Below are 20,277 nucleotides of genomic sequence, written 5' to 3' on the forward strand. Positions count from 1 at the left end.
GTACTCCGAGTTGATGCGCGGGTCAGGCCGCCGATTGCAGTACCGAGGCGTCCTCGCGCGACAGCAACCGTGCAAGGTCGATGATGACGACGAAGCCGTTTTCACGGCGAACGACGCCGGCGATATAGTCCGAGCGCCAGCGCACGCCGATATCAGGCGCCGCCTCGATCTGCTCGTGCCGGAATGGCGTGACTTCGAAGACGCGATCGGCGACGAGGCCAAGCGTCAGCAGCCGGTTTTCCATCGGCACGTCGAGGACGAGCACCCGCGTGTGCGGCGTCGGCACGGTCTTCGTCATGCCGAGCTTCAAGCGAAGATCGATCGTCGGCACGCCCTGCCCGCGCACGTCGCGCAGGCCGAGCAGATAGTCGGGACCATTCGGAATCTTGAAAGCTTCCGCATAGTCGAGGATTTCCCGTACCACCTCAACCGGCACGGCGAAAATCTCCTCGCCGAGGCTGAAGGTCACGAATTGCGCTTCCAAAGATGTCGTGGCCATGATCATGCGCTTTCCTTGAATTCGGCATCCCCATCATCGGGACCGCCCATGGAGAGATCGAGAGCGAAGCCTTTCGCCCGCGCCTGCTGGCCGGCGACGCTGTTGGCGGCCGGCTTCTTGGGCGTAGACTTGCGGCCGGCGGCGGGAGCCGGGCTGCGAACCGTCATCCTGGCGGCCGGCGTGCGGGACTGGCGGTTGCCTGCAGTATCGACCTTGAAGAAGGCGATCGAGGCCTGCAATTCTTCCGCTTGAGTCGCGAGCTCTTCCGAGGTTGCGGACATCTGCTCGGAGGCGCCGGCATTCTGCTGCGTCACCTTGTCGAGCTGCTGGATCGCTTCGTTGATCTGCGAAGCGCCGACATCCTGTTCGCGGCAGGCGGCGCTGATCTCGGAGACCAGTTCCGCCGTCTTGCGGATATCGGGCACCAGCCGGCCAAGCATGTCGCCCGCTTCCTGGGCCGCCTTGACGGTATCGCCCGACATCGAGCTGATTTCGGCAGCAGCCGACTGGCTGCGTTCGGCAAGCTTGCGCACTTCCGAAGCCACCACCGCAAAGCCCTTGCCGTGTTCGCCTGCACGAGCAGCTTCGACGGCGGCATTGAGAGCCAAGAGATCGGTCTGGCGGGCGATTTCCTGGACGATGCCGATCTTCTGGGCGATCGTGCGCATGGCGTCGACAGCACGCGTCACCGCTTCACCGCTCATCTCCGCGTCCTTGGCGGACTGGCGGGCGATCTTTTCGGTCTGGGCGGCGTTATCGGCGTTCTGCTTGATGTTGGCGGCCATCTGCTCCATCGAGGCGGAAGCCTCTTCGGCCGAAGCCGCCTGTTCGGTGGCGCCCTGCGATACCTGCTCGGAGCTCGAGGACAGTTCCTGGCTGCCGGCCGAAACATTTTCTGCGGCAGCCGCCGCATCGGAGACGACACCGCGCAGACGCTCGACCATCTGCTCGAGCGCAATGCCCAGCATGTCCTTGTCAGAAAGCGGCTTCGGCGACACGGTCAAGTCGCCGTTCGAGATCTGGCTGGCGATACCAGCAGTGCTGCGAAGATTATCCGTCATGACGTTGATCGTGTTCACCAGGTCCTTGATCTCGTCGTTGCTGTTGATCTCGGCCTTCTGGTTCAGGTCGCCGGTCGCGACGGCGTTGGCGACGTTCATGATCTTGCGCAGGCCGCTGTTGATGCCGAGGGCGATCCACAATGCGGCGGCAAAAGCGATGACGGAGGCGCCGACGGCGATGCCGATCAGCAGGTTCCTGGTGGAACCATAAAGGGTTTCGGTATCGTCATCGGCCTGCGCCATTGACTTCTGCTGCTGCGCAACGAGCGCCGCGAAGACGTCTTCCAGTTCCGTAACGAGGGCGCGAACCTCTCCCGACGACAGGGCATTGGCCCCTGCCCTGTCACCACTTTCCTGGATGGAGGCGACTTTGTGGGAGCCCTCGGTGAAACGCTTGGCCAGTTCGATCAGCCTATCCCACGTGGGCTTGCCGTCGACAGTTGCAAGCTGTTGGCCACTCACCGCATAGGCCAGCATTTCGTCCATGCTCTTCGCCGAGTTCTGGTAGTTCTTCCTGGCCACTTCGGGATCCATTTCCAGAAGGGCATTCTTCTGCCAGCGAATGGCACTGAGCTCCGCAGCTTTTGCTTCCAGGGCCAGTTCCAGGCTTTTTGCAGGACCCGCGACAAGGTTGCCGACGGCGTCGTTCAGTGTGCTGAGGCTGATGATCCCATACACCGCGCTGCCCACCAGCAACAAAATGACGAAGCCGAACGCGGCCGCGAGCTTAAGCTTGATCGTGATACGCATCTCAATATCCTTTGTGAGAGCGACGTAATAAGTGTGAACCGGCTATTCCTTGGCGCTGCGTCATGCAGCAAAACCTTCCGGCGGACGAAGACTGCCCACGGATCTCCGTGCCGGCACCCGCAGGCGCCGGAAGCATGCCTCGCGGGCGCATTAGCTGGCCCGCGACGAGTGCGACGCGATAGCGCTTAAGCGCTTTCCCCAGGGGAGCGCTATGCGCTCTCCCGGAATTCGTCGTCGACCGTGTCGGGACCGCCCATCGACATGTCGAGGGCAAAACCCTTCACGCGGGCCTGCTGGCCGGCCACCGTATTGGCCGGCGCCTTGCCAGCCGGTTTGCGAGGTGCGGCGGGAGGCCGGTTGCGGACGGTGAGTTTTGCAGCCGGCGCACGCTCGCGGCGACCGCCTGCCATGTCGACCCTGAAGAAGGCAATCGACGTCTGCAGCTCTTCAGCCTGGGAGGCGAGTTCCTCCGAGGTTGCCGACATCTGCTCGGAGGCGCCGGCATTCTGCTGCGTCACCTTGTCGAGCTGCTGGATCGCCTCGTTGATCTGGGCCGCCCCGATATCCTGTTCGCGGCAGGCGGCACTGATCTCGGAAACCAGCTCGGCCGTCTTGCGGATATCGGGCACCAGCCGGCCGAGCATTTCGCCCGCTTCCTGGGCCGCCGTCACCGTATCGCTCGACATCGAGCTGATCTCGGCGGCAGCCGACTGGCTGCGTTCAGCAAGCTTGCGCACTTCGGACGCAACGACTGCGAAACCCTTGCCGTGCTCACCCGCACGAGCCGCTTCCACGGCAGCGTTGAGGGCGAGAAGATCGGTCTGGCGGGCGATTTCCTGGACGATGCCGATCTTCTGGGCAATCGTGCGCATCGCGTCGACAGCGCGGGAGACAGCCTCGCCGCTGGCTTCCGCATCCTTCGCCGACTGACGGGCGATCTTTTCGGTCTGGGCGGCATTGTCGGCGTTCTGCTTGATGTTGGAGGCCATCTCTTCCATCGAGGCGGAAGCCTCTTCGGCGGAAGCCGCCTGCTCCGTGGCGCCCTGCGACACCTGCTCGGAGCTTGCCGAAAGTTCCTGGCTGCCGGAAGAGACGTTCTCGGCGGCCGATATCGCATCGGCAACGACGCCGCGCAGGCGTTCGACCATCTGTTCGAGCGCGATGCCCAGCGCATCCTTGTCGGAGAGCGGCTTTGGAGACACCGTCAGGTCACCGTTTGCGATCTGATCGGCGATGCCGGCGGTGGTCCGCAGGTTGGAGATCATGCTCTGCATCGCGATGCCGAGCGCATCCTTGTCCGAAAGCGGCTTGGCATCGGTGCTGAGGTCACCCATGGCGATCTGGTCGGCAAGTGCTGCCGTGGCACGCAGATTGGCAGTCATGGCATTGACCGTATTGATGAGATCCTTGATCTCGTCATTGGTCTTGACATCGACCTTCTGATTGAGGTCGCCGATCGCGACGGCGTTTGCGACGGTCGTGATCTTCCTGAGGCCGTTGTTGATTCCGAGCGTGATCCACAGCGCAGCACCGAGCGCCACGAGCACGGCGATGCCGGACGCGGTGGTGAGGATCAGTTTCGTTGAGGTGTAGAGATCGGTGTTCGATTGGTTAGTCGCCTGCATGCCCTTGCGCTGGATGTCGATAAGAACGGAGATCGCATCGCCCATGTCGTCGGTCATCGTGCGCAAGTCACCGAGCGAAAGCGCCAGCGCTCCGGCCTGATCGCCACTGGCATCCAGCTGCTGCAGCTCAGCGGATCTTTCACGAAATTTTGCGCCGATTGTCTGCAGCTTCTCCCAATAGGGCTTGCCCTCCGGCAGGGCGATGGCGTAGCCGGCATCGACAGCATCAAGCATTGTCTGCAGATGCTGGTCTGCCTCCTTATAGAAACCTGCAGCGGCTGTGGGATCCGTCGAGAGCAAGGCGTTCTTTTGGTAACGGATGGCGTCGACTTCGGCAATATTGGCGTTGAGGGCAAGTTCCAGACGGCGTACCGAGCCGTCGATCATCTTGCCGTTAGCCTCGTTCAGAGTGCCGAGGCTCAGGCTTCCATAAACCGCAATGCCGATCAGCAGCAGCGTCATGATGCCAAAGGCAAGACCCAGTTTGAGTTTAATGGTGAAACGCATGTGATACCCCCGATTTGCGGTCAAAACGAATGGAGAGACATGTCCCCTTGGCGGGACGTCAAGCTTGGAAAGTGATGTGCTGAAACGGGGAAAAGCGACTAAATTCACTTCCCGGCAGCCGGACATCTATCCATCGCAGCGCCAACGCCTACATGCGTTGGGGGATGTTCTCGCCTCAGGCCGCCGGAGCAGCCCGAGGGATCACATTGAGGCGAAGCGCTCACGCGCTTTCCCCGGGGGAGCGCTTATGCGCTCTCCCTAAAGTCGTCGTCGCTGGCGTCTGGACCGCCCATCGACATATCGAGAGCAAAGCCCTTGAGGCGCTGCTGTTGAGCCGAAACCGTCTGGCCGCGGCCTTGGCTGTGAGCCTGCAGGCCGGGCTTGCGGCCAGCGGCCGGGGCCTTGAGCGCCTTGGCCGAAGCCTTTGGCTGCGCTTTGTGGGCGCCGGACCGTGCGTTGCCTGCCGTATCGACCTTGAAGAAGGCGATTGACGTCTGCAGTTCCTCTGCCTGGGAGGCGAGCTCCTCGGAGGTTGCCGACATCTGCTCGGAAGCGCCGGCATTCTGCTGCGTCACCTTGTCGAGCTGCTGGATCGCTTCATTGATCTGCGAGGCGCCGATATCCTGTTCGCGGCACGCCGCACTGATCTCGGAGACCAGTTCCGCCGTCTTGCGGATATCGGGCACCAGCCGGCCGAGCATATCGCCGGCGTCGGCGGCAGCCTTGACGGTATCGCTCGACATCGAGCTGATTTCGGCGGCAGCCGACTGGCTGCGTTCGGCAAGCTTGCGCACTTCGGAGGCGACCACTGCAAAACCTTTGCCATGCTCGCCCGCACGAGCCGCTTCCACGGCAGCGTTGAGGGCGAGAAGGTCGGTCTGGCGGGCGATTTCCTGGACGATGCCGATCTTCTGGGCGATCGTGCGCATGGCGTCGACAGCACGCGTCACCGCTTCACCGCTCATCTCCGCGTCCTTGGCGGACTGGCGGGCGATCTTTTCGGTCTGGGCGGCGTTATCGGCGTTCTGCTTGATGTTGGCGGCCATCTGCTCCATCGAGGCGGAAGCCTCTTCGGCCGAAGCCGCCTGTTCGGTGGCGCCCTGCGATACCTGTTCCGAACTCGCCGAAAGTTGCTGGCTTCCGGAAGAGACGTTGTCGGCGGCCGACAGTGCGTCGGCAACGACGCCGCGCAGACGTTCGATCATGATATTGACGTTGCCCAGAAGTTCGCCGATTTCGTCATGGCTGGTGATGTCGGCCATCTTGGTCAGATCGCCTTCCGACACTTCGCGCACCACGGTGTTGGCACGGCCGAGGCCCTTGCTGATCGTGCTGGCGATCCAGAAGGCGGTGAGGGCGGCAATCAGCAGGGCGACGGCTGCGACCGCAACCATCATTGTGCGTGTCGTCGTGTACTGCGCTTCGGCGCCGTCGTCGGCAGCCTTCATGCGCTGCTTTTCAAGTGCCAGGATTTCGCTGAGCGTCGCGTCGATATCGTTGGCAGCGGCCCGCGCCGTCGTAACAGAGACGGTATTTGCGCCTTCGGCATTACCGGCCTTCACATAGTCACGGATCTGATCGTCGGCCGCATTGAAGGTCTTGGAAAGTTCGGCGATGCGCGCCCAGCGCGCCTTGCCTTCTTCCGTCGCCAGCGCCAGCACCTGGTTGAAGGCGTCGGTGAACTCCTTGCGGGCCTGATTGCCCTTCGCGACCGCGCCGGCCGTCTCGTCTGCGCTGCGGGCGGTGAGCAGGTTCTTCTGCTGGCGGATGGCCTCGAGCTGGGCAATGTTGATCTGCTGCGCGAGATCGAGGCGGGCTGCCGGGCCGGCAAGAAGCTTATCGATCGTGTCGTTCAGCGATCCAAGGCTGAAGATACCGTAAGCGGCGGTGCCTACGAGCATCAGAATGATGAAGGTGAACGCGGTCACCAGTTTCGTCTTTATTGTCAGTCGCATCGTCCAAACCCCTCGTTGAATTCATCCAGCGTCAATTGACGGCTCCCGCCGCATCGTGCCTCGATGAAAAGATCGCCTGCAGATTGGGGAGAATGATGAATTCTCCGCCCCTCTTCACCAGGCAGTTGATGTAGTCGGCGCGCCAACGCATGCCGATGCTGGGCGGGGCTTCGCTCGCGGACTTTGCAAGTGTCGTCACCTCGTTCACCTTGTCGGTTCTGAGGCCGACGAGCGTCTGCTCGCCCTGTAGGTCGATCTCGATGACGATGAAGCGGCTGTCGATCGTCGCCTCTGCTGCTTCCATCCCGAAGGCGAGACGCAGATCGGCGAGCGGAATGACCTTACCGCGGAAGTTGATGACGCTGGCGACGAAGGGCTGACTGCCCGGCACCGCGGTCTCAGGAAGCAGGTCCAGGATTTCCTGGACGATGACCGCTTCCAGCGCGAAGGTTTCGCCGTTGAGATCGAAGGTCAGGACCTCGACTTCCTCGGCATAGCTCCAGTGCTTGTCGAACCGTTCGGCTGCTGCTGTTGCACTCATCCTGCTACACGCAATTGCGCCTCCTGTTGCTGACCCGCGGCAACCAGGTGCCCAACGTCGAGAATGAGAGCGACGCTGCCGTCGCCGAGAATGGTGGCGCCCGAAAAGGTCGCGACGTTATTGTGCAGTTTCGACATCGACTTGATGACCGTCTGGTGGTCGCCGATGATCTGGTCGACGACGAGGCCGACGCGCTCCGTGCCGGTCGAGATGACGACGACCTTCTGATGCACGTCGGGCTTAGTGCCGGTGCGGAAGAGGTCGCGCAGGCGCAGGAACGGCACCAGGCTGTCGCGTAGCGAGATGAAGCTGCGGCCGCGCGAGCGGAGATCTTCCTCGAGCGACAGTTCGAGGCATTCCTCGACTGCCGAGAGCGGGATGACGTAGCGGCCGGAGCCGACCCGCACCAGCAGGCCGTCGATGATGGCGAGCGTCAGCGGAATGCGCAGCGACACTTCCGAACCTTGTCCCGGCAGGCTGACGATATCGATCGCGCCGCGGAGCGCTTCGACCGTCTTCTTCACCACGTCCATGCCGACCCCGCGGCCGGAGAGATTGGTGATTGCCGCGGCCGTCGAGAAGCCGGGGGCGAAGATCAGCTGCAGCAGCTCGGAGTCGGAAAGCGGCTGACCGGGCTGGATGAGACCGGAGGATTCCGCTTTGGCGCGAACGCGTTCACGATTGATGCCGCGGCCGTCATCCTTGATCGAGATGATCACCTCGCCGCCGGCCTGGCGGGCCAAAAGCGTCACCGTGCCGGCTTCGGTCTTGCCGGAGGCAAGGCGGTCGGCGGGCGTTTCGAGGCCGTGATCGATCGAGTTGCGCACCAGATGCACAAGCGGATCGGCCAGACGCTCGATGACGGTTTTGTCGACTTCGGTGCTCTCGCCCTCCGTCACCAGTTCGATCACCTTGCCGGTTTCGCGGGCGAGATCGTGAATGAGGCGGCGAAAACGGGAAAAGAGGGTGGCGACCGGCACCATGCGCAGCACCATCATCGTGTCGCGCAATTCGCCGGAGAGGCGTTCGATTTCTTCCGAGACGGAGCGCAGCGCGATATCGGCGCTGGCACTGGCCAGCTGGCTGAGGCGCGATTGCGCGATGACGAGCTCTCCGACACGGTCCATCAGCTCATCGAGACGTTCGGCCGGAACGCGGACATTCTCGGCCGCCTTCGCCTGGCTGATGGCGGTGGGCGCCTCGCGCTTGGCCGGAACCGCCTCGACAGGACGGAATTCCGGGACGCTGGTCGGCGAAGCCGCCGATACCGCGGCGACAGGGGCAGTTGCGGCCTTTTCCTCAACCGGAGCGGCGGTTGCCGCTGCCTGCCCGCCGATCTCCTCGACGCTGAGTTCCATATCATCGAGCACGAAGATGAAGACGTCGTCGATCGCTGAGCGGTCTTGCTCGCTGGTCAGCGTCACGTCCCAGGAAATGTGGAGTTCCGTCGGAGCCAGCGCGTCGAGGGGCGGAATGGCCGAGGAGTTGGCGCGCACGGTGCATTCGCCGAGATCGCGCAGCTCGTCCAGCAGGCCGAGCGGGTTGGTGCCGTTGGCCATCGAATTGGCCGGCAGGCTGAAGCGGATGCGCCAGCTGCTCTTCTTCTTCGCCGGGGTCTCGCGCACGGCCGCGGGTGCGGCAACAGCGGCCGGCGCTGCTTCCTTGCCGCCGACGGCAGCTTGCAACTGTGCCAGAAGCTTATGCCCGGTATCGCCGTGATCGGCGTCCGGCTGATCGACCAGGGCCCGCATATGGTCCTGGGCGGCGAGAACGGCGGCGACGAGTTCGCTGGTCGCCGCGACCTCGCCCTTGCGGACGCGATCGAAGGCTGTTTCGCAATGATGGGTGAAGGCGGCGAGCGCCTCGAAACCGAACATCGCACCGGAGCCCTTGAGCGTGTGGAGGCCGCGGAACACGGCATCGACGAGATCCTTGTTGTCGAGCTGGTGGGTCAGGTCGAGAAGACCAGCCTCGATCGCTTCGAGGCATTCGGCAGCTTCCGTGCGGAAGACGGCGACCGGATCGAGCGTACTCATCGTCCAAGAACCTTCTTCACGATCTTCACCAGGCTTTCCGGGTCGAACGGCTTGGTCAACCAGCCCGTCGCGCCGGCGGCCTTGGCGCGCGCCTTGAGATCGGCGTCCGATTCCGTCGTCAGGAAGATGATCGGAACGCCGGCCTGCGCCGGCAGCTTGCGCAGTTCCTCGATCATCGTCAGACCATCCATGACAGGCATGTTGAGATCGGTCACGATCAGATCGAAGCTGCTGCCCTTGGCTGTCGCGAGGCCCTCTGCCCCGTTGACCGCCTCGGTGACGCTATAGCCGGCATTGGTCAGCGTGACCTTGGTGGTCAGACGAATGCTGGCGGAATCGTCGACGGTCAGGATCTTTGCACTCATAACGTCACCTCTTTATGCAACCAGAAATTTGCGTCTTCGTGATCGAAGGATTCGATGAAACCTGCACGCTCAAGTACCTTCAGGACCGAGCCACTGGCCGGTGAAGAAAGCTTGAAGGTCTTTCCCTTGGCCTTTGCTTGGCGGCGCGAGGATTCGATGAGTTGAACAAAACTCAGATCCGCTTCTGCGCCCTCGGGAATGCTGATGATGATTGTATCATTGCTATGAAATTCATCGGTAAACTTGGAATATAGTTCGGACACGTTGCGAATGCTGAGCACGTCCGGCAAATTTATAGATTCGTAATATTGTTTCTGAGTATCCAATGCAGCCTCCTGGGCCAGAAAATACTTGACGACCCTAAAAGGACTCTCACGGCAGCGTTAATGCGGGGTAAACAGCGGTTGTAGGAAACTGCCGTATAGCGCATTCCCAGACTCCCAATTCTCATCCGGGATAAGTTGTATTTTTTTCTCAAAATTTAGAAATAAGTAAAATAAAAACAATAAGTTGAATCATCAATCCGAGCGTTAGGCTTTCCCCGACAGGCCATCAACATCTTTCGTTAATCACAACGCTGGCGAGTCCGGCGCGTTTACCGGACGTTTCCATCCTGCCCGTAAAAATAGAGTTCGAATTGCCTGGATTTTAAGAAAAGGTATAAAAGTGGCACACGCTCTGGTATCGCCGAACGCTGCAGCCTACTCATCAGGACGGGACATAAGCCAGACCCTGGAATCTGCTCGTAGCCAGGTCGAGGAACGTTTCCTCGAAGGCGGCACCGTGCTGCTCTCGGTGATGGATGTGCTCAACCGTCTGTTGAACTCGCTCGAGAGCGTCACCACGACGCTCGACAACAAGGAGGCGAGCGACACCAGCGCCGATCTCCGCGCCACGGTGGAGAGCCTGATGGCGCTGCCCGTCACCGAGGAAAACCGGCAGCAGGCGCTCGTCTCGCTGGCGCATACCGGCAGGGAACTGCGCAAGCACGTCGCCGACATGCAGGAGACGATGCGTTATCTCAGAACCTTCGCGGTGACCGTGAAGATTACCGGTGCCGGCCTTGCCGAATTCGCCGGCTTCGCCCAGGAGATCCTGGAGCGCATCTATTCCGGTACCGATGAGGTCAACCGTTTTGCCACGCATCTCGACAGTCTCGACAAGGAGGTCAAGCTCGCCGCCTCCTTTGGCGCCAGCGTTTCGAAGGGCTATGCCGATACCGTTCCTGCCGTCGCCGGAGCCCTGCGCGATGATGCCGCCAAGATCGCCGGCCATCGCAAGGATCTCGGCGTCATCGCCCGCGAGGTCGGCGCGATTGCCCGCGCCGTCCAGAGCAAGGTCGCCTCGACCCTGTCTGCCCTGCAGATCGGCGATATCACCCGCCAGCGCATCGAGCATGTGCAGGCCACTTTTTCGCTGCTTGAAGATTTCTTTGCCGGTGAGGATGGCGCCAGACTCGACGCCGGCGCGCGCCAGCGCCTCCAGAACGTCATTCACCATCTGACGGCGGCGCAGATGAGCGACATGTGTGCAAATTTCCAGCGAGATTCCGAGAACGTCGTCAAGACGATCGCAAGTTTCGATCACGACATGCGGGAGATTCTCAAGCTGCGCGATCAGATGAGCGGTCAGAGCGGCGAGGCCGGCGGCAACTTCATGCGCGCGCTGGAATCCAGCGTTTCGGCCGCCCATGAAATCGTCAAGCAGGTCGATACGGCAAGCCGCCAGGCCGACCAGGTGAGCCAGTCGACGATCGGTACCGCGGCCAAACTCTCCGAAGCGATCGGCAACATCCGCGCCGTCAAGACTGACATTCACTATATGGCTTTGAATACCAACCTGCGCTGCAGCCGACTCGGCGAGGAAGGCAGGTCGATCAACGTCGTCACCGCCGAGCTGCGCATCTTCGCCGGCAAGCTCGACGATTCCGCCGACGCCATCGTCAACGGCCTGCCGGCGCTCGAAGCTGCGGCCGGGCGCGTCGCCCCCGCCACGGATGCCGGAGCCGGCAATCTCGGAGAAAGCCTGACCTCGGCCGTCGGCAACATCCGCTCTGCAGCCAACGTGATGGAAAACGAGCTGAAGGTGCTCGCCGAGAACGGTCGCGAGGTCGCCACCAAGATCAGCCTGCTGATCGGCAAGCTCGATTTCCAGCATAATCTGGGCGAAGTCCTTGCCGGCTGCGCCGATCTGCTCGAAGGCGTCGCCGGCACCGATGTCGCCGATATCTCCGATCTCGCTGAGACGATCGCGCCGCTCGACCGCAAGATCTTCAAGCACTATACGATGGTCCAGGAGCGCAGCATTCATCGCGGCATCATTCCGGCAAGCGAAGACAGCACCTCCGCTCCCGCCGAAAACGTCAAAGCCGAAAACGATGAAGACCTCTTCGCCGACGCGCTTTTCTAAATTAGAATACGGCCGCTATCGCCGTCGGAATTTGTTGGCGGCATCGATCGCCGCCTTTTGCTGATTGTCCTCGATGCCGAGATAGAAATCCTCGAGCGCCGGATCGGCGAGCCCGGCCCGGCGCGACAGCACGTACCACTTCGCCGCCTCGATCGGATTGGGCGCCGTGCCGATCGCGTTGATATAGAGATGGGCGAGCTTGTTCTGCGCGGCGACATTGCCGCCATTGGCGGCAAGTTTCAGCCATTCGAAGCCCTTGACGTAATCCTTCGGCCCGCCGACGCCGTTGACGAGCCAGATGCCGAGATCGAGCTGGGCCGTGTCGAAACCGGCGCGCGCCGCGCGTGCCATCCACTCGCGGGCGAGCTTCGTCTTTTCTTCCGGCAGGTCCTTCAGCGTCGCATAGATCTGCGCCACGGCATATTGCGAATCGGCAATGCCCTGCTCGGCCGATTTCTCGTAGAACGGCAGCGCGAGCTTCAGTCCCTTCTCGCCGGGATTGTCGGCGATGAGAAGCTGCGCCCAGTTGAATTCCGCCGAAGGATTGCCGGCCTCGGCCGCCTTGTGCATGTAGTCGTCGGCCTTGACCTTGTCACGCGGCACGCCCTCGCCTTCCATCAGGATCAGTGCATATTTGAACATCGCCGCCCCGTCGCCGCCTTCGGCCGCCTTGCCGTACCAGAAGGCGGCGTTCTTGACGTCCTTCTTGACGCCGAGGCCCTGCGAGAGGATTTCGCCGATCAGTGTCTGCGCCGCCGGATCGCCGAGCTGGGCGCGCGGCAGCGCCTTGTCCATTGCCGTCAGGTAATAACCGCGCTGGAAGGCGCCGTAGGCCTCGTCGATCGGCCCCTTGTAATCCTTCTCCGGCGGCAGGTCCGGCAGGTTCGCGCCCATGCGGTCGAATACGCCGACACCATCGGAGGGTTGCACGCCCGGGCTGGAAGGCCGGTCGGTGCGGAAGGTCGTAGCCGGCCCCGTGCCCGGCTGGCTGATGACGCTGTCCGGCGCCTGCGCCAAGGCAACATTCGGCCCGGCCGCAACGAGGGCGGCCATGCTGGCAAGGATATATTTCAAAAGGCGGGCGGGCGGGATCGGCATGAGCGCGATTTCAATCCTCAAACCGTGGCGCTTTTTCGTCAAGCAACGCATTGATTTCGGCAACGACAGACGGCGCCCGGGCAGGCTCGGCGAAGACCGCCAGCCGCAGCGCCACAAACTCCGCTCCGGTTTCGGCGACGGCGAGCGCCGAGGCCGGATCGGTGCCGCCCATGACGATGCAGGGAATCTCGATCATCGAGGCCCACCATTCGCCGAGCGCAAGGTTCTTCGGATGCGCCTCCGGCTTGATATCGCCGTCGAGCTTGCCGAAGAAGATATAGTCCGGCCTGACTTCGCCGATCTCCAGCGCATGGTGCCGGTCGGCCGCGTTGCCGCCGCCGACGATCAGCTTCGGCGCATGTTTGTCGATCGCTTCCGAAAGCGCCTCTGCATTGCTGGAAAGGTGCAGGCCATCGGCCTTTGCCCGGCCTGCGACACGGCTGTCGCCTGATATCAGCGCGGCTGCTCCAGCATCCTGGATCAATGGCACCAGCTTTTCCGCATGTTTCTGGAAGGTGCCGTCGTCGAGCCCGTATTGCGGCACGATCACCGAGGCGACATCGCCGCCCTTCAGCGCGTCGGCGACGATCTTTGCCTGTTCATCTGCATCGGCGATATCGGGCACGATGAGCACAAGGCGGCAGCGGTTTTCCGGTTCGGTCATGGGGTCTTTCCGTTTCCTGCGAATTCCCCTTCGAAATGAGGGATCCGCACTCGTTTTGTGTGAGTAGTTCCGTTAGACGAGGCTGGCAAGAGGAGGACGTCGAAAGCATGCCGCAGGATCTGTCATTCTACTACGCCGCCGTGCCCGCCGTTCTGCTGGTGGGCCTCGCAAAGGGCGGCATGGGCGACGCTTTGTCGCTGATCGGCCTGCCCTTTCTCGCCCTCGTCGTCTCGCCCGTCGAGGCAGCGGCCATCCTGCTGCCGATCCTGGTCTTCATGGACATGATCTCGCTCGTCATCTGGCGCAAACATGGCGACTGGGCGACGCTGAAAATCATGCTGCCGGGCGCGATCTTCGGTATCGCGCTGGGCTGGGCGACCTCGGCGCTGGTTCCGGGCAACATGCTGCGCATCGTCATCGGCGCGGTGACCATCCTCTTCTGCCTGCGCTATTTCTGGAACAGTTTCGGCCCGGGCGCCGGCAAGGTGATCCCGCCGCGCGGCCAGCGGCCGGTGGCCGCCGGCCTCTGGGGGACATTTTCCGGTTACGGCAGCTTCGTCGCTCATGCCGGCGGTGCGCCCTTCCAGATCTATGCCCTGCCGCTCAAATTGCAGCCGCGCGAATATACCGGCACCAGCGTGCGCTTCTTCGCAATCCTCAACGCCATCAAGCTGATCCCCTATTTCGCGCTCGGCCAGCTCGACACCCAGAACCTTGCGACCTCCGCGACGCTTCTGCCCTTCGCCCCGCTCGCCACCATCGCCGGCGCCTGGTGCGTGCGCCGGATGAGGCCACAGATCTTCTATCCCTTCATGTATGCGATGGCGCTGATCGCCGCCTTCCTGATCGTGGGCGAGGGCCTTGGCTGGTAGAAGCCATACAGCGCCGCACATCTTTCGAGAGGCGCAAAGGACGCTGTGGCACTTTGAACGGCTGCATAATTCCTGAAATCAACTCCGATTTTAGGAATTATGCAGTGACACGCTGCAATGCACAATTTCCTTGCTGGCGCGGCCGGTTTGACGTAGCGTTCCCGCCATGTCGAACACGGACCCCTTCTCTGCGATTGCCGATCCGAACCGGCGGTTTCTGCTGGAGGAATTGCGTCGCGCGCCACGGACCGTCAATGAGCTCGCCGAAGGCCTGCCGATCAGCCGTCCTGCTGTTTCGCAGCACCTGAAGGCGCTTCTCGACAGCAATCTCGTCTCCGTGACCTCGGAAGGCACCAAACGTATCTACGCGGTCAACAACCGCGGCTTCGACAAGCTCAATTTGTGGCTGGATCAGTTCTGGGCCTGATGCATGTTCCCATGCGATCTGGGAATACGATGTGAATCATAAGAACGCGATGTGAGACGTGGCGGACCCAAAAGCGCCAGCCACGATGCCGGATGCATCGGGCTGGCGCAAATCTGGTGTCAAATCACCGGTTCTTGCTGATTTTTGGTGGAATGGATGGATTTACCTTGTTGCGCAAGATGATCGTCCGGCGATCCTTGGGAAGATTAGTGGACGGATGACTTAAGACGCTGAATCTCGTCCTTGATGCGCAACTTGCGACGCTTGCAATCGGCAAGTGCCGTATCGGAAATAGAGGGAGATGTTCTGAGCGCGTGCAACTCCTCCTCGAGAGCGACATGCTTTTTCTGGAGTGACTCAAGATGAGCTTGAACAGTCATATGACCCTTCCTTCCTCTTACCCTCCCCGGCCAACATCGTCGGGGATCAAGGTGTCAACGGGCGGGACTGTGACACATTTTTGAAGGCTTGTCGAAGGCCAAAAGATGAAGACTGGATGGCAATTTCATGATCAAGACTAACTAGCCGTTACCTGTATTTGATGATAGGAGCTTGCGGAAATCATCGGCAGATCGGACAAGGTCCAGGGACGATAACGGGGAATGTATATGGCCGATCAGGAACAGGCGGAAATCAGGCTCATAGTGGCGCGCTTGCGCCAGGAGCACGAGGATTTCGACGCCGCGATCAACGCCATGATCCAGACCGGATGCGACGCTCTGCGGATCCAGCGCATGAAAAAGAAGAAGCTCGTCATCAAGGACAGGCTCTCCAGGCTGGAAGATCAGATCATCCCTGACATCATCGCCTGAGAGGGAATAGCAGCAACGATGACAGACAGACCACCCGTCGCCATCATCATGGGCAGCCAGTCCGACTGGGAGACCATGAAAAACGCCGCCGACACGCTGGAGGCGCTGGAAATTCCCTATGACGCGCGCATCATTTCGGCGCACCGTACAGTCGACCGGCTGGTCAATTTCGCCAAGGGCGCACGCGCGGAGGGCTTCAAGGTCATCATCGCCGGCGCCGGCGGCGCTGCCCATCTGCCGGGCATGACCGCCTCGCTGACACCGCTGCCAGTTTTCGGCGTGCCGGTCCAGTCGAAAGCCCTGTCCGGCCAGGACAGCCTCCTTTCCATCGTACAGATGCCGGCCGGTATTCCGGTCGGCACGCTCGCCATCGGCAAGGCTGGTGCGGTCAACGCCGCCCTTCTCGCTGCCGCCGTACTTGCCCTTTCCGACGAAGAAATTGCCGACCGGCTCGACGAATGGCGCGCGCGCCAGAGTGATGCCGTCGCCGAATACCCGATGGACGACCTATGACGGCAACAACGATCGGCATTATCGGCGGCGGCCAGCTCGGCCGCATGCTGGCGATTGCCGCCGCCAGGTTGAATTTTCGCACGGTCATCCTCGAGCCGCAGGCGGACTGCCCGGCCGCCCAGCTCGCCAACCGGCAGATTACCGCTGCCTATGACGATCCGGCGGCACTCGCCGAACTCGCCGATATCTGCGATGTCGTCACCTACGAATTCGAAAACGTGCCTGTCGCAGCCGCCGAAAAGCTCTCGGCGAGCGTGTCGGTCTATCCGCCGCCGAAGGCGCTGGAAGCCGCCCAGGACCGTCTCGTCGAAAAACGCTTTCTCAACGGCTGCGGCATAACCACTGCACGCTTCCATGCGATCGACAGCCAGGCCGATCTCGAAACGGCGCTGAAGGATTTCGGCGGCCAGGGCGTGCTGAAGACCCGCCGTCTCGGTTATGACGGCAAGGGCCAGAAGGTTTTCCGCTCGGCCGCAGACAGCCCGGATGGCACCTATGCAGCACTTGGCGGCGTGCCGCTCATTCTCGAAAGCTTCGTCGCCTTCGAGCGTGAAGTCTCGATCATCGCCGCCCGCGCCACCGACGGTACGGTCGTCTGCTTCGATCCCGCCGAGAATGTCCACCGCAACGGCATCCTCCACACCTCGACGGTTCCCGCCGCGATCTCGGCGCCGACGGCGGACGCCGCGCGGAAATCGGCCGAGAAAATCCTTGCCGCATTGAACTATGTCGGCGTCATCGGCATCGAATTCTTTGTGCTTGCCGATGGCGGTCTGATCGCCAACGAGATGGCGCCGCGCGTCCACAACTCCGGTCACTGGACGGAAGCCGCCTGCGTCGTCAGCCAGTTCGAGCAGCATATCCGCGCCGTCACCGGCCTGCCGCTTGGCAATGCCGAGCGACATTCCGACTGCGTCATGCAGAACCTGATCGGCGACGATATCCTTGCCGTTCCCGACTGGCTGCGGCGCCCCGACACGCTGGTTCATCTCTACGGCAAGACCGAGTGGCGCCCCGGCCGCAAGATGGGTCATGTCACCACCGTGACGCCGAAATCGCCGGTTTGGACCTGAGAAAACACCTCTGCGCCTTGGGAAAAACACCTTCATGTGGTTGACACGGAAAAGGTGACGGGGTATCTGCTCCCCCACCTAAACAGCGCGCCCGATGGCGCGCTTTTGATTGTTAAAGATACGGGCGAATGTGAATTCCCCATAGAGATCGCGGATCAAAAAAATGAAGATTAAGAATTCGCTCAAGTCGCTCAAGGCTCGTCACCGTGACAACCGTCTGGTTCGCCGCAAGGGCCGCATGTACATCATCAACAAGCTGAACCCGCGCTTCAAGGCTCGTCAGGGCTGATTTCGCGCGTCCGGATCGCCCTGCCGCGTGCGCTTGCGCCGGCAGATATATCCGGTGGGTCGCTGCGGTGATCACGTCAAATTTGTTTGATCTTCGGCGCTGGCGGGCTAATATGTCCGCCATGCGCTTTTTTGCTTTGACATCAGCGGCGCTGCCGCTCGCCCTCATTCTCCTTACCCCCTCCTTTCCGGCCGCCGCCGCGGAAAAGTCGGCTGCCGTCGCGAAAAAGGACGTCATCGTCGAGCAGGCGGATGCCAACAATTCGCCGAAGCAGCACCTCGACCAGCTCTTCAGCCAGCTGAAGCGTGAACGCGATCCCGAAAAAGCCAGTGGCATCGCCAATGAAATCCGCATGGAATGGAACGATTCGGGCAGTGCCACCGTCAATCTGCTGATGCAGTGGGCCGACAAGGCGATCGAGGAAAAGCGCAACCCCGCCGCCCTCGATTTCCTCGACGAGGCGATCGCGCTGAAGCCCGATTATGCCGAAAGCTGGAACCGCCGCGCCACGCTGAATTTCGTCATGGGAAATTATCGCAAGTCGATGTCCGACATCGAACGTGTACTCGATCTCGAGCCGCGTCATTTCGGCGCGCTCTCCGGCATGGCGGCGATCCTCAGCAATTCCGGTAACGATCAGCTGACCTTGAAGGCGTGGGAGCGTTTTCTCGATATCTATCCCGCCGAACGCACCGCGCAAGAACAGGCCAACACACTTGCGGAAAAACTCGCCGGCAACCGCACCTGATTCCGGACGGCGGCCTTGACGTCGGATCGTGCTGCGCAATTTTAGAATAGAGCGGGAACGATGCGGTGCCCGCTCGCAGGTCATCCCGCAACTACCGCTTGTTGAGATCATGCTTGCAGAAGTTTCCGCTCTTCTCGCCCCGCTCGCCGCCGCCATCGGTTACTCCACTTATAAGGCGCGGCAATTTGAACACGCCTATCCGAATATCGGCGAACTGACCGATATCGGCGGCTACCGCATGAATGCGGTCCACGTCCCGCCGCCAGAAAATTCGGATCTGCCGGGTCTGGTCTTCATTCACGGCGCCAGCGGCAATCTGCTCGACCAGGTCGTGGCCTTCCGCGCCGCACTCGAAGGCCGGGCGGAAATGCTGTTCGTCGATCGCCCCGGTCATGGCTATTCCGAACGCGGCGGTCCTGAGAACGCCGTCCCCTCCGGCCAGGCAGATGCAATCGCCAGACTGATGGAGAAGCGCGGCATCGAAAAGGCGATCATCGTCGGCCATTCCTTCGGCGGCGCGATCACCGCCGCCTTCGGCCTGCGCCATCCTGACAAAACCGCCGGCCTGCTCTTCCTCGCGCCCGCCACTCATCCATGGCCAGGCGGCATCGACTGGTACTATCACCTGGCAACCGTGCCGATCGTCGGCTGGCTCTTCAACCACGCAATCGTCGTGCCGCTTGGGCTCAGCCGGCTGGAGCGGGGCACGCTGAATGTATTCCGCCCCAATCCGCGCCCGGCCGACTACATCGAAAAAACCGGTCCGTCGCTGGTACTGCGTCCCAGCGCGTTCCAGAACAATGCCGACGATTTCAAACGACTGCTTGCCTATGTGAAGGAGCAGTCGCTGCTCTATTCGCAGATCACCGCTCCGACCGTCATCATAACAGGCGACAGCGACGAGATCGTCTGGGAACACCTGCACTCGCGCGGCCTTGCCCGCGATATATCAGGCTCCGAACTCATCACCGTTCGCGGCGTCGGCCACAAGCCGGATTACCTCGCAACCGATGTCGCCATCGCCGCCATGGAGAAGATATCAGGCAAGCCGCGCGACCTGCAGGCGATCGCCCGCAGGGCCGAAGAGAGGCTTGCCGCGGCCTCACGCGATCGGACGGCCGCAGCCGTACCATCGTTGGGGCCGACAGGACCCCACGTCTTTTCAGAGGCGCCGAGGACGCCGTAGCACTTTGAATGCTGCATAATTTTGTCAGCATCGTCCGAAACCTGCCTCAGGCGCCGAGACTGACGCCACCATCGCAGGTGATGACATGGCCACTCATAAATCCGTTTCCGATCAGGAAGGCAATCGCCTCCGCGATATCCTCCGGCCTGCCGACACGGCCGACCGGCGTGCGGCCGGCGAAATCCGCAAAGACGCTGTCGCGCTGCTCGGGCGGCAGGAAATTCCACCACGGCGTATCGACGACCCCGGGGGAAACGCCGTTGACGCGCAGCGGCTTCAATTCGGCGGCAAGCACCGGCACCATCGCCTCGATGCCGGCATTGACGGCCGCAAGTCCAGCCGTGCCAGGCATCGCAGCTTGCGCGCTGACCGCCGAAACGAAGGTGATGCTGCCGCCCGGCTGCAGCAGCGGCAGTGCCGCCTGGGCTGCCGCGGCATGCGGGATGAGCTTGGTCTGAAACCCGGCAAGCAGATCCGCCATGTCGAGCGTCACGAAGGGTCCGGCACCGTGACCGCTGCCCATCGCCAGCACGAGATGACCGAATGCGCCGATCTGGGAAAAAGCCTCCCCGAGACCGGAGAGCTCCGCCGCATCGAGCACGAGGCTGCGCAGCTCGCCCGCGAGCGATGCCGTCGCCGCGGCAAGCTTTTCGCCGTCGCGGCCCGCAACGGTAACGGTATACCCCTGTTTCAACAGTAATTTCGCCGTGGCAAGGCCGATGCCGGAAGAACCGCCGATGACGACCACATGCTGCAAAGACATGATGCTGCTCCTTGAATTGATCGAGCCGCGGGCGTTTCAATCACCCGCGGCACCGGCATCATGCGCGGCTTGGAAACGGCAAAC

At 61.9% G+C, this 20,277-nt stretch carries 21 protein-coding genes; 9 read left to right on the forward strand and 12 right to left on the reverse strand.

What is annotated here, in order from left to right:
- Nucleotides 1–22: 22 nt before the first annotated feature.
- The 8 genes from ACM5SV_RS20315 to ACM5SV_RS20350 form a co-directional block, all read right to left on the reverse strand.
- Nucleotides 23–505 carry a chemotaxis protein CheW gene (locus tag ACM5SV_RS20315; RefSeq protein ID WP_012758901.1) on the reverse strand — a complete coding sequence of 161 codons (483 nt, stop codon included), beginning with the start codon at nt 503–505 and terminating at the stop codon, nt 23–25.
- The gene (locus ACM5SV_RS20320; RefSeq protein WP_222071143.1) at nt 502–2,310 is read right to left on the reverse strand and encodes a methyl-accepting chemotaxis protein; all 1,809 of its coding nucleotides are present in this window, start codon (nt 2,308–2,310) and stop codon (nt 502–504) included. Before ACM5SV_RS20320 ends, ACM5SV_RS20315 begins: the two co-directional genes overlap by 4 nt.
- Before the next feature lie 209 nt (nt 2,311–2,519).
- A complete protein-coding gene (locus tag ACM5SV_RS20325; protein WP_221968692.1) occupies nt 2,520–4,442 on the reverse strand; it encodes a HAMP domain-containing methyl-accepting chemotaxis protein in 1,923 nt (640 codons plus the stop codon).
- Nucleotides 4,443–4,687: 245 nt separating this feature from the next.
- Nucleotides 4,688–6,397 carry a methyl-accepting chemotaxis protein gene (locus tag ACM5SV_RS20330; protein WP_017995123.1) on the reverse strand — a complete coding sequence of 570 codons (1,710 nt, stop codon included), beginning with the start codon at nt 6,395–6,397 and terminating at the stop codon, nt 4,688–4,690.
- A gap of 31 nt (nt 6,398–6,428) precedes the next feature.
- Complete coding sequence (locus ACM5SV_RS20335) at nt 6,429–6,938, reverse strand: chemotaxis protein CheW (protein WP_012758905.1); 510 nt, start codon at nt 6,936–6,938, stop codon at nt 6,429–6,431.
- Nucleotides 6,935–8,974 (reverse strand): chemotaxis protein CheA, encoded by a 2,040-nt coding sequence (locus ACM5SV_RS20340; protein WP_222014743.1) that lies wholly within the window; start codon nt 8,972–8,974, stop codon nt 6,935–6,937. Before ACM5SV_RS20340 ends, ACM5SV_RS20335 begins: the two co-directional genes overlap by 4 nt.
- Nucleotides 8,971–9,339 (reverse strand): response regulator, encoded by a 369-nt coding sequence (locus tag ACM5SV_RS20345; RefSeq protein ID WP_012758907.1) that lies wholly within the window; start codon nt 9,337–9,339, stop codon nt 8,971–8,973. The genes ACM5SV_RS20340 and ACM5SV_RS20345 overlap by 4 nt, the downstream gene beginning before the upstream one ends.
- On the reverse strand, nt 9,336–9,665 hold the full coding sequence (locus tag ACM5SV_RS20350) for an STAS domain-containing protein (RefSeq protein WP_012758908.1): 330 nt from the start codon (nt 9,663–9,665) through the stop codon (nt 9,336–9,338). The genes ACM5SV_RS20345 and ACM5SV_RS20350 overlap by 4 nt, the downstream gene beginning before the upstream one ends.
- 340 nt (nt 9,666–10,005) lie before the next feature.
- Between ACM5SV_RS20350 and ACM5SV_RS20355 the strand changes: the two genes are divergently transcribed.
- Complete coding sequence (locus tag ACM5SV_RS20355) at nt 10,006–11,748, forward strand: chemotaxis protein (RefSeq protein ID WP_128405938.1); 1,743 nt, start codon at nt 10,006–10,008, stop codon at nt 11,746–11,748.
- A gap of 15 nt (nt 11,749–11,763) precedes the next feature.
- Here ACM5SV_RS20355 and ACM5SV_RS20360 read toward each other — a convergent pair whose 3' ends face one another.
- Together ACM5SV_RS20360 and ACM5SV_RS20365 are read right to left on the reverse strand one after the other, a co-directional pair.
- Nucleotides 11,764–12,846: a tetratricopeptide repeat protein gene (locus ACM5SV_RS20360; RefSeq protein ID WP_222014744.1), complete on the reverse strand. Its 1,083-nt coding sequence runs from the start codon at nt 12,844–12,846 to the stop codon at nt 11,764–11,766.
- A gap of 10 nt (nt 12,847–12,856) precedes the next feature.
- The gene (locus ACM5SV_RS20365) at nt 12,857–13,510 is read right to left on the reverse strand and encodes a thiamine phosphate synthase (protein ID WP_012758911.1); all 654 of its coding nucleotides are present in this window, start codon (nt 13,508–13,510) and stop codon (nt 12,857–12,859) included.
- A 107-nt stretch (nt 13,511–13,617) separates the two neighbouring features.
- On the opposite strand from ACM5SV_RS20365, the gene ACM5SV_RS20370 reads away from it, so the two are divergent.
- Nucleotides 13,618–14,382: a sulfite exporter TauE/SafE family protein gene (locus ACM5SV_RS20370; protein ID WP_012758912.1), complete on the forward strand. Its 765-nt coding sequence runs from the start codon at nt 13,618–13,620 to the stop codon at nt 14,380–14,382.
- Between the two features lie 166 nt (nt 14,383–14,548).
- Complete coding sequence (locus ACM5SV_RS20375) at nt 14,549–14,809, forward strand: ArsR/SmtB family transcription factor (protein ID WP_003552646.1); 261 nt, start codon at nt 14,549–14,551, stop codon at nt 14,807–14,809.
- A gap of 206 nt (nt 14,810–15,015) precedes the next feature.
- Here the strand turns inward: ACM5SV_RS20375 and ACM5SV_RS20380 are convergent, their stop codons facing one another.
- Nucleotides 15,016–15,189, reverse strand: coding sequence for a YdcH family protein (locus ACM5SV_RS20380; RefSeq protein WP_003552648.1), 174 nt, complete (start codon nt 15,187–15,189; stop codon nt 15,016–15,018).
- Nucleotides 15,190–15,417: 228 nt separating this feature from the next.
- On the opposite strand from ACM5SV_RS20380, the gene ACM5SV_RS20385 reads away from it, so the two are divergent.
- The 6 genes from ACM5SV_RS20385 (at nt 15,418) to ACM5SV_RS20410 (ending at nt 19,430) form a co-directional block, all read left to right on the forward strand.
- Nucleotides 15,418–15,621, forward strand: a complete 204-nt coding sequence (locus ACM5SV_RS20385; protein ID WP_003552650.1) for a YdcH family protein — start codon at nt 15,418–15,420, stop codon at nt 15,619–15,621.
- Between the two features lie 18 nt (nt 15,622–15,639).
- On the forward strand, nt 15,640–16,134 hold the full coding sequence (gene purE, locus ACM5SV_RS20390; RefSeq protein WP_222014745.1) for a 5-(carboxyamino)imidazole ribonucleotide mutase: 495 nt from the start codon (nt 15,640–15,642) through the stop codon (nt 16,132–16,134).
- Entirely contained in the window at nt 16,131–17,207 is a 1,077-nt protein-coding gene (locus tag ACM5SV_RS20395; RefSeq protein ID WP_017995130.1) for a 5-(carboxyamino)imidazole ribonucleotide synthase, read from the forward strand. Before purE ends, ACM5SV_RS20395 begins: the two co-directional genes overlap by 4 nt.
- A gap of 163 nt (nt 17,208–17,370) precedes the next feature.
- Nucleotides 17,371–17,496 (forward strand): type B 50S ribosomal protein L36, encoded by a 126-nt coding sequence (gene ykgO / locus ACM5SV_RS20400; RefSeq protein WP_003542835.1) that lies wholly within the window; start codon nt 17,371–17,373, stop codon nt 17,494–17,496.
- A 112-nt stretch (nt 17,497–17,608) separates the two neighbouring features.
- Nucleotides 17,609–18,244 carry a hypothetical protein gene (locus ACM5SV_RS20405; protein ID WP_012758914.1) on the forward strand — a complete coding sequence of 212 codons (636 nt, stop codon included), beginning with the start codon at nt 17,609–17,611 and terminating at the stop codon, nt 18,242–18,244.
- Nucleotides 18,245–18,353: 109 nt separating this feature from the next.
- A complete protein-coding gene (locus ACM5SV_RS20410; RefSeq protein WP_222014746.1) occupies nt 18,354–19,430 on the forward strand; it encodes an alpha/beta fold hydrolase in 1,077 nt (358 codons plus the stop codon).
- A gap of 46 nt (nt 19,431–19,476) precedes the next feature.
- On the opposite strand, the gene ACM5SV_RS20415 is transcribed toward ACM5SV_RS20410, so the two are convergent.
- Complete coding sequence (locus ACM5SV_RS20415; protein WP_222014747.1) at nt 19,477–20,193, reverse strand: SDR family oxidoreductase; 717 nt, start codon at nt 20,191–20,193, stop codon at nt 19,477–19,479.
- Nucleotides 20,194–20,277: the final 84 nt, after the last annotated feature.

This window comes from Rhizobium sp. CRRU65, assembly GCF_048551595.1.
GTDB lineage: Bacteria > Pseudomonadota > Alphaproteobacteria > Rhizobiales > Rhizobiaceae > Rhizobium > Rhizobium leguminosarum_J.

Bases quoted from the DNA above. Each gene is read 5' to 3' on its own strand.
- ACM5SV_RS20315 (WP_012758901.1), bottom strand. From the start codon at position 505: ATGATCATGGCCACGACATCTTTGGAAGCGCAATTCGTGACCTTCAGC.
- ACM5SV_RS20320 (WP_222071143.1), bottom strand. From the start codon at position 2,310: ATGCGTATCACGATCAAGCTTAAGCTCGCGGCCGCGTTCGGCTTCGTC.
- ACM5SV_RS20325 (WP_221968692.1), bottom strand. From the start codon at position 4,442: ATGCGTTTCACCATTAAACTCAAACTGGGTCTTGCCTTTGGCATCATG.
- ACM5SV_RS20330 (WP_017995123.1), bottom strand. From the start codon at position 6,397: ATGCGACTGACAATAAAGACGAAACTGGTGACCGCGTTCACCTTCATC.
- ACM5SV_RS20335 (WP_012758905.1), bottom strand. From the start codon at position 6,938: ATGAGTGCAACAGCAGCAGCCGAACGGTTCGACAAGCACTGGAGCTAT.
- ACM5SV_RS20340 (WP_222014743.1), bottom strand. From the start codon at position 8,974: ATGAGTACGCTCGATCCGGTCGCCGTCTTCCGCACGGAAGCTGCCGAA.
- ACM5SV_RS20345 (WP_012758907.1), bottom strand. From the start codon at position 9,339: ATGAGTGCAAAGATCCTGACCGTCGACGATTCCGCCAGCATTCGTCTG.
- ACM5SV_RS20360 (WP_222014744.1), bottom strand. From the start codon at position 12,846: ATGCCGATCCCGCCCGCCCGCCTTTTGAAATATATCCTTGCCAGCATG.
- ACM5SV_RS20365 (WP_012758911.1), bottom strand. From the start codon at position 13,510: ATGACCGAACCGGAAAACCGCTGCCGCCTTGTGCTCATCGTGCCCGAT.
- ACM5SV_RS20370 (WP_012758912.1), top strand. From the start codon at position 13,618: ATGCCGCAGGATCTGTCATTCTACTACGCCGCCGTGCCCGCCGTTCTG.
- ACM5SV_RS20375 (WP_003552646.1), top strand. From the start codon at position 14,549: ATGTCGAACACGGACCCCTTCTCTGCGATTGCCGATCCGAACCGGCGG.
- ACM5SV_RS20380 (WP_003552648.1), bottom strand. From the start codon at position 15,189: ATGACTGTTCAAGCTCATCTTGAGTCACTCCAGAAAAAGCATGTCGCT.
- ACM5SV_RS20385 (WP_003552650.1), top strand. From the start codon at position 15,418: ATGGCCGATCAGGAACAGGCGGAAATCAGGCTCATAGTGGCGCGCTTG.
- purE (WP_222014745.1), top strand. From the start codon at position 15,640: ATGACAGACAGACCACCCGTCGCCATCATCATGGGCAGCCAGTCCGAC.
- ACM5SV_RS20395 (WP_017995130.1), top strand. From the start codon at position 16,131: ATGACGGCAACAACGATCGGCATTATCGGCGGCGGCCAGCTCGGCCGC.
- ykgO (WP_003542835.1), top strand. From the start codon at position 17,371: ATGAAGATTAAGAATTCGCTCAAGTCGCTCAAGGCTCGTCACCGTGAC.
- ACM5SV_RS20405 (WP_012758914.1), top strand. From the start codon at position 17,609: ATGTCCGCCATGCGCTTTTTTGCTTTGACATCAGCGGCGCTGCCGCTC.
- ACM5SV_RS20410 (WP_222014746.1), top strand. From the start codon at position 18,354: ATGCTTGCAGAAGTTTCCGCTCTTCTCGCCCCGCTCGCCGCCGCCATC.
- ACM5SV_RS20415 (WP_222014747.1), bottom strand. From the start codon at position 20,193: ATGTCTTTGCAGCATGTGGTCGTCATCGGCGGTTCTTCCGGCATCGGC.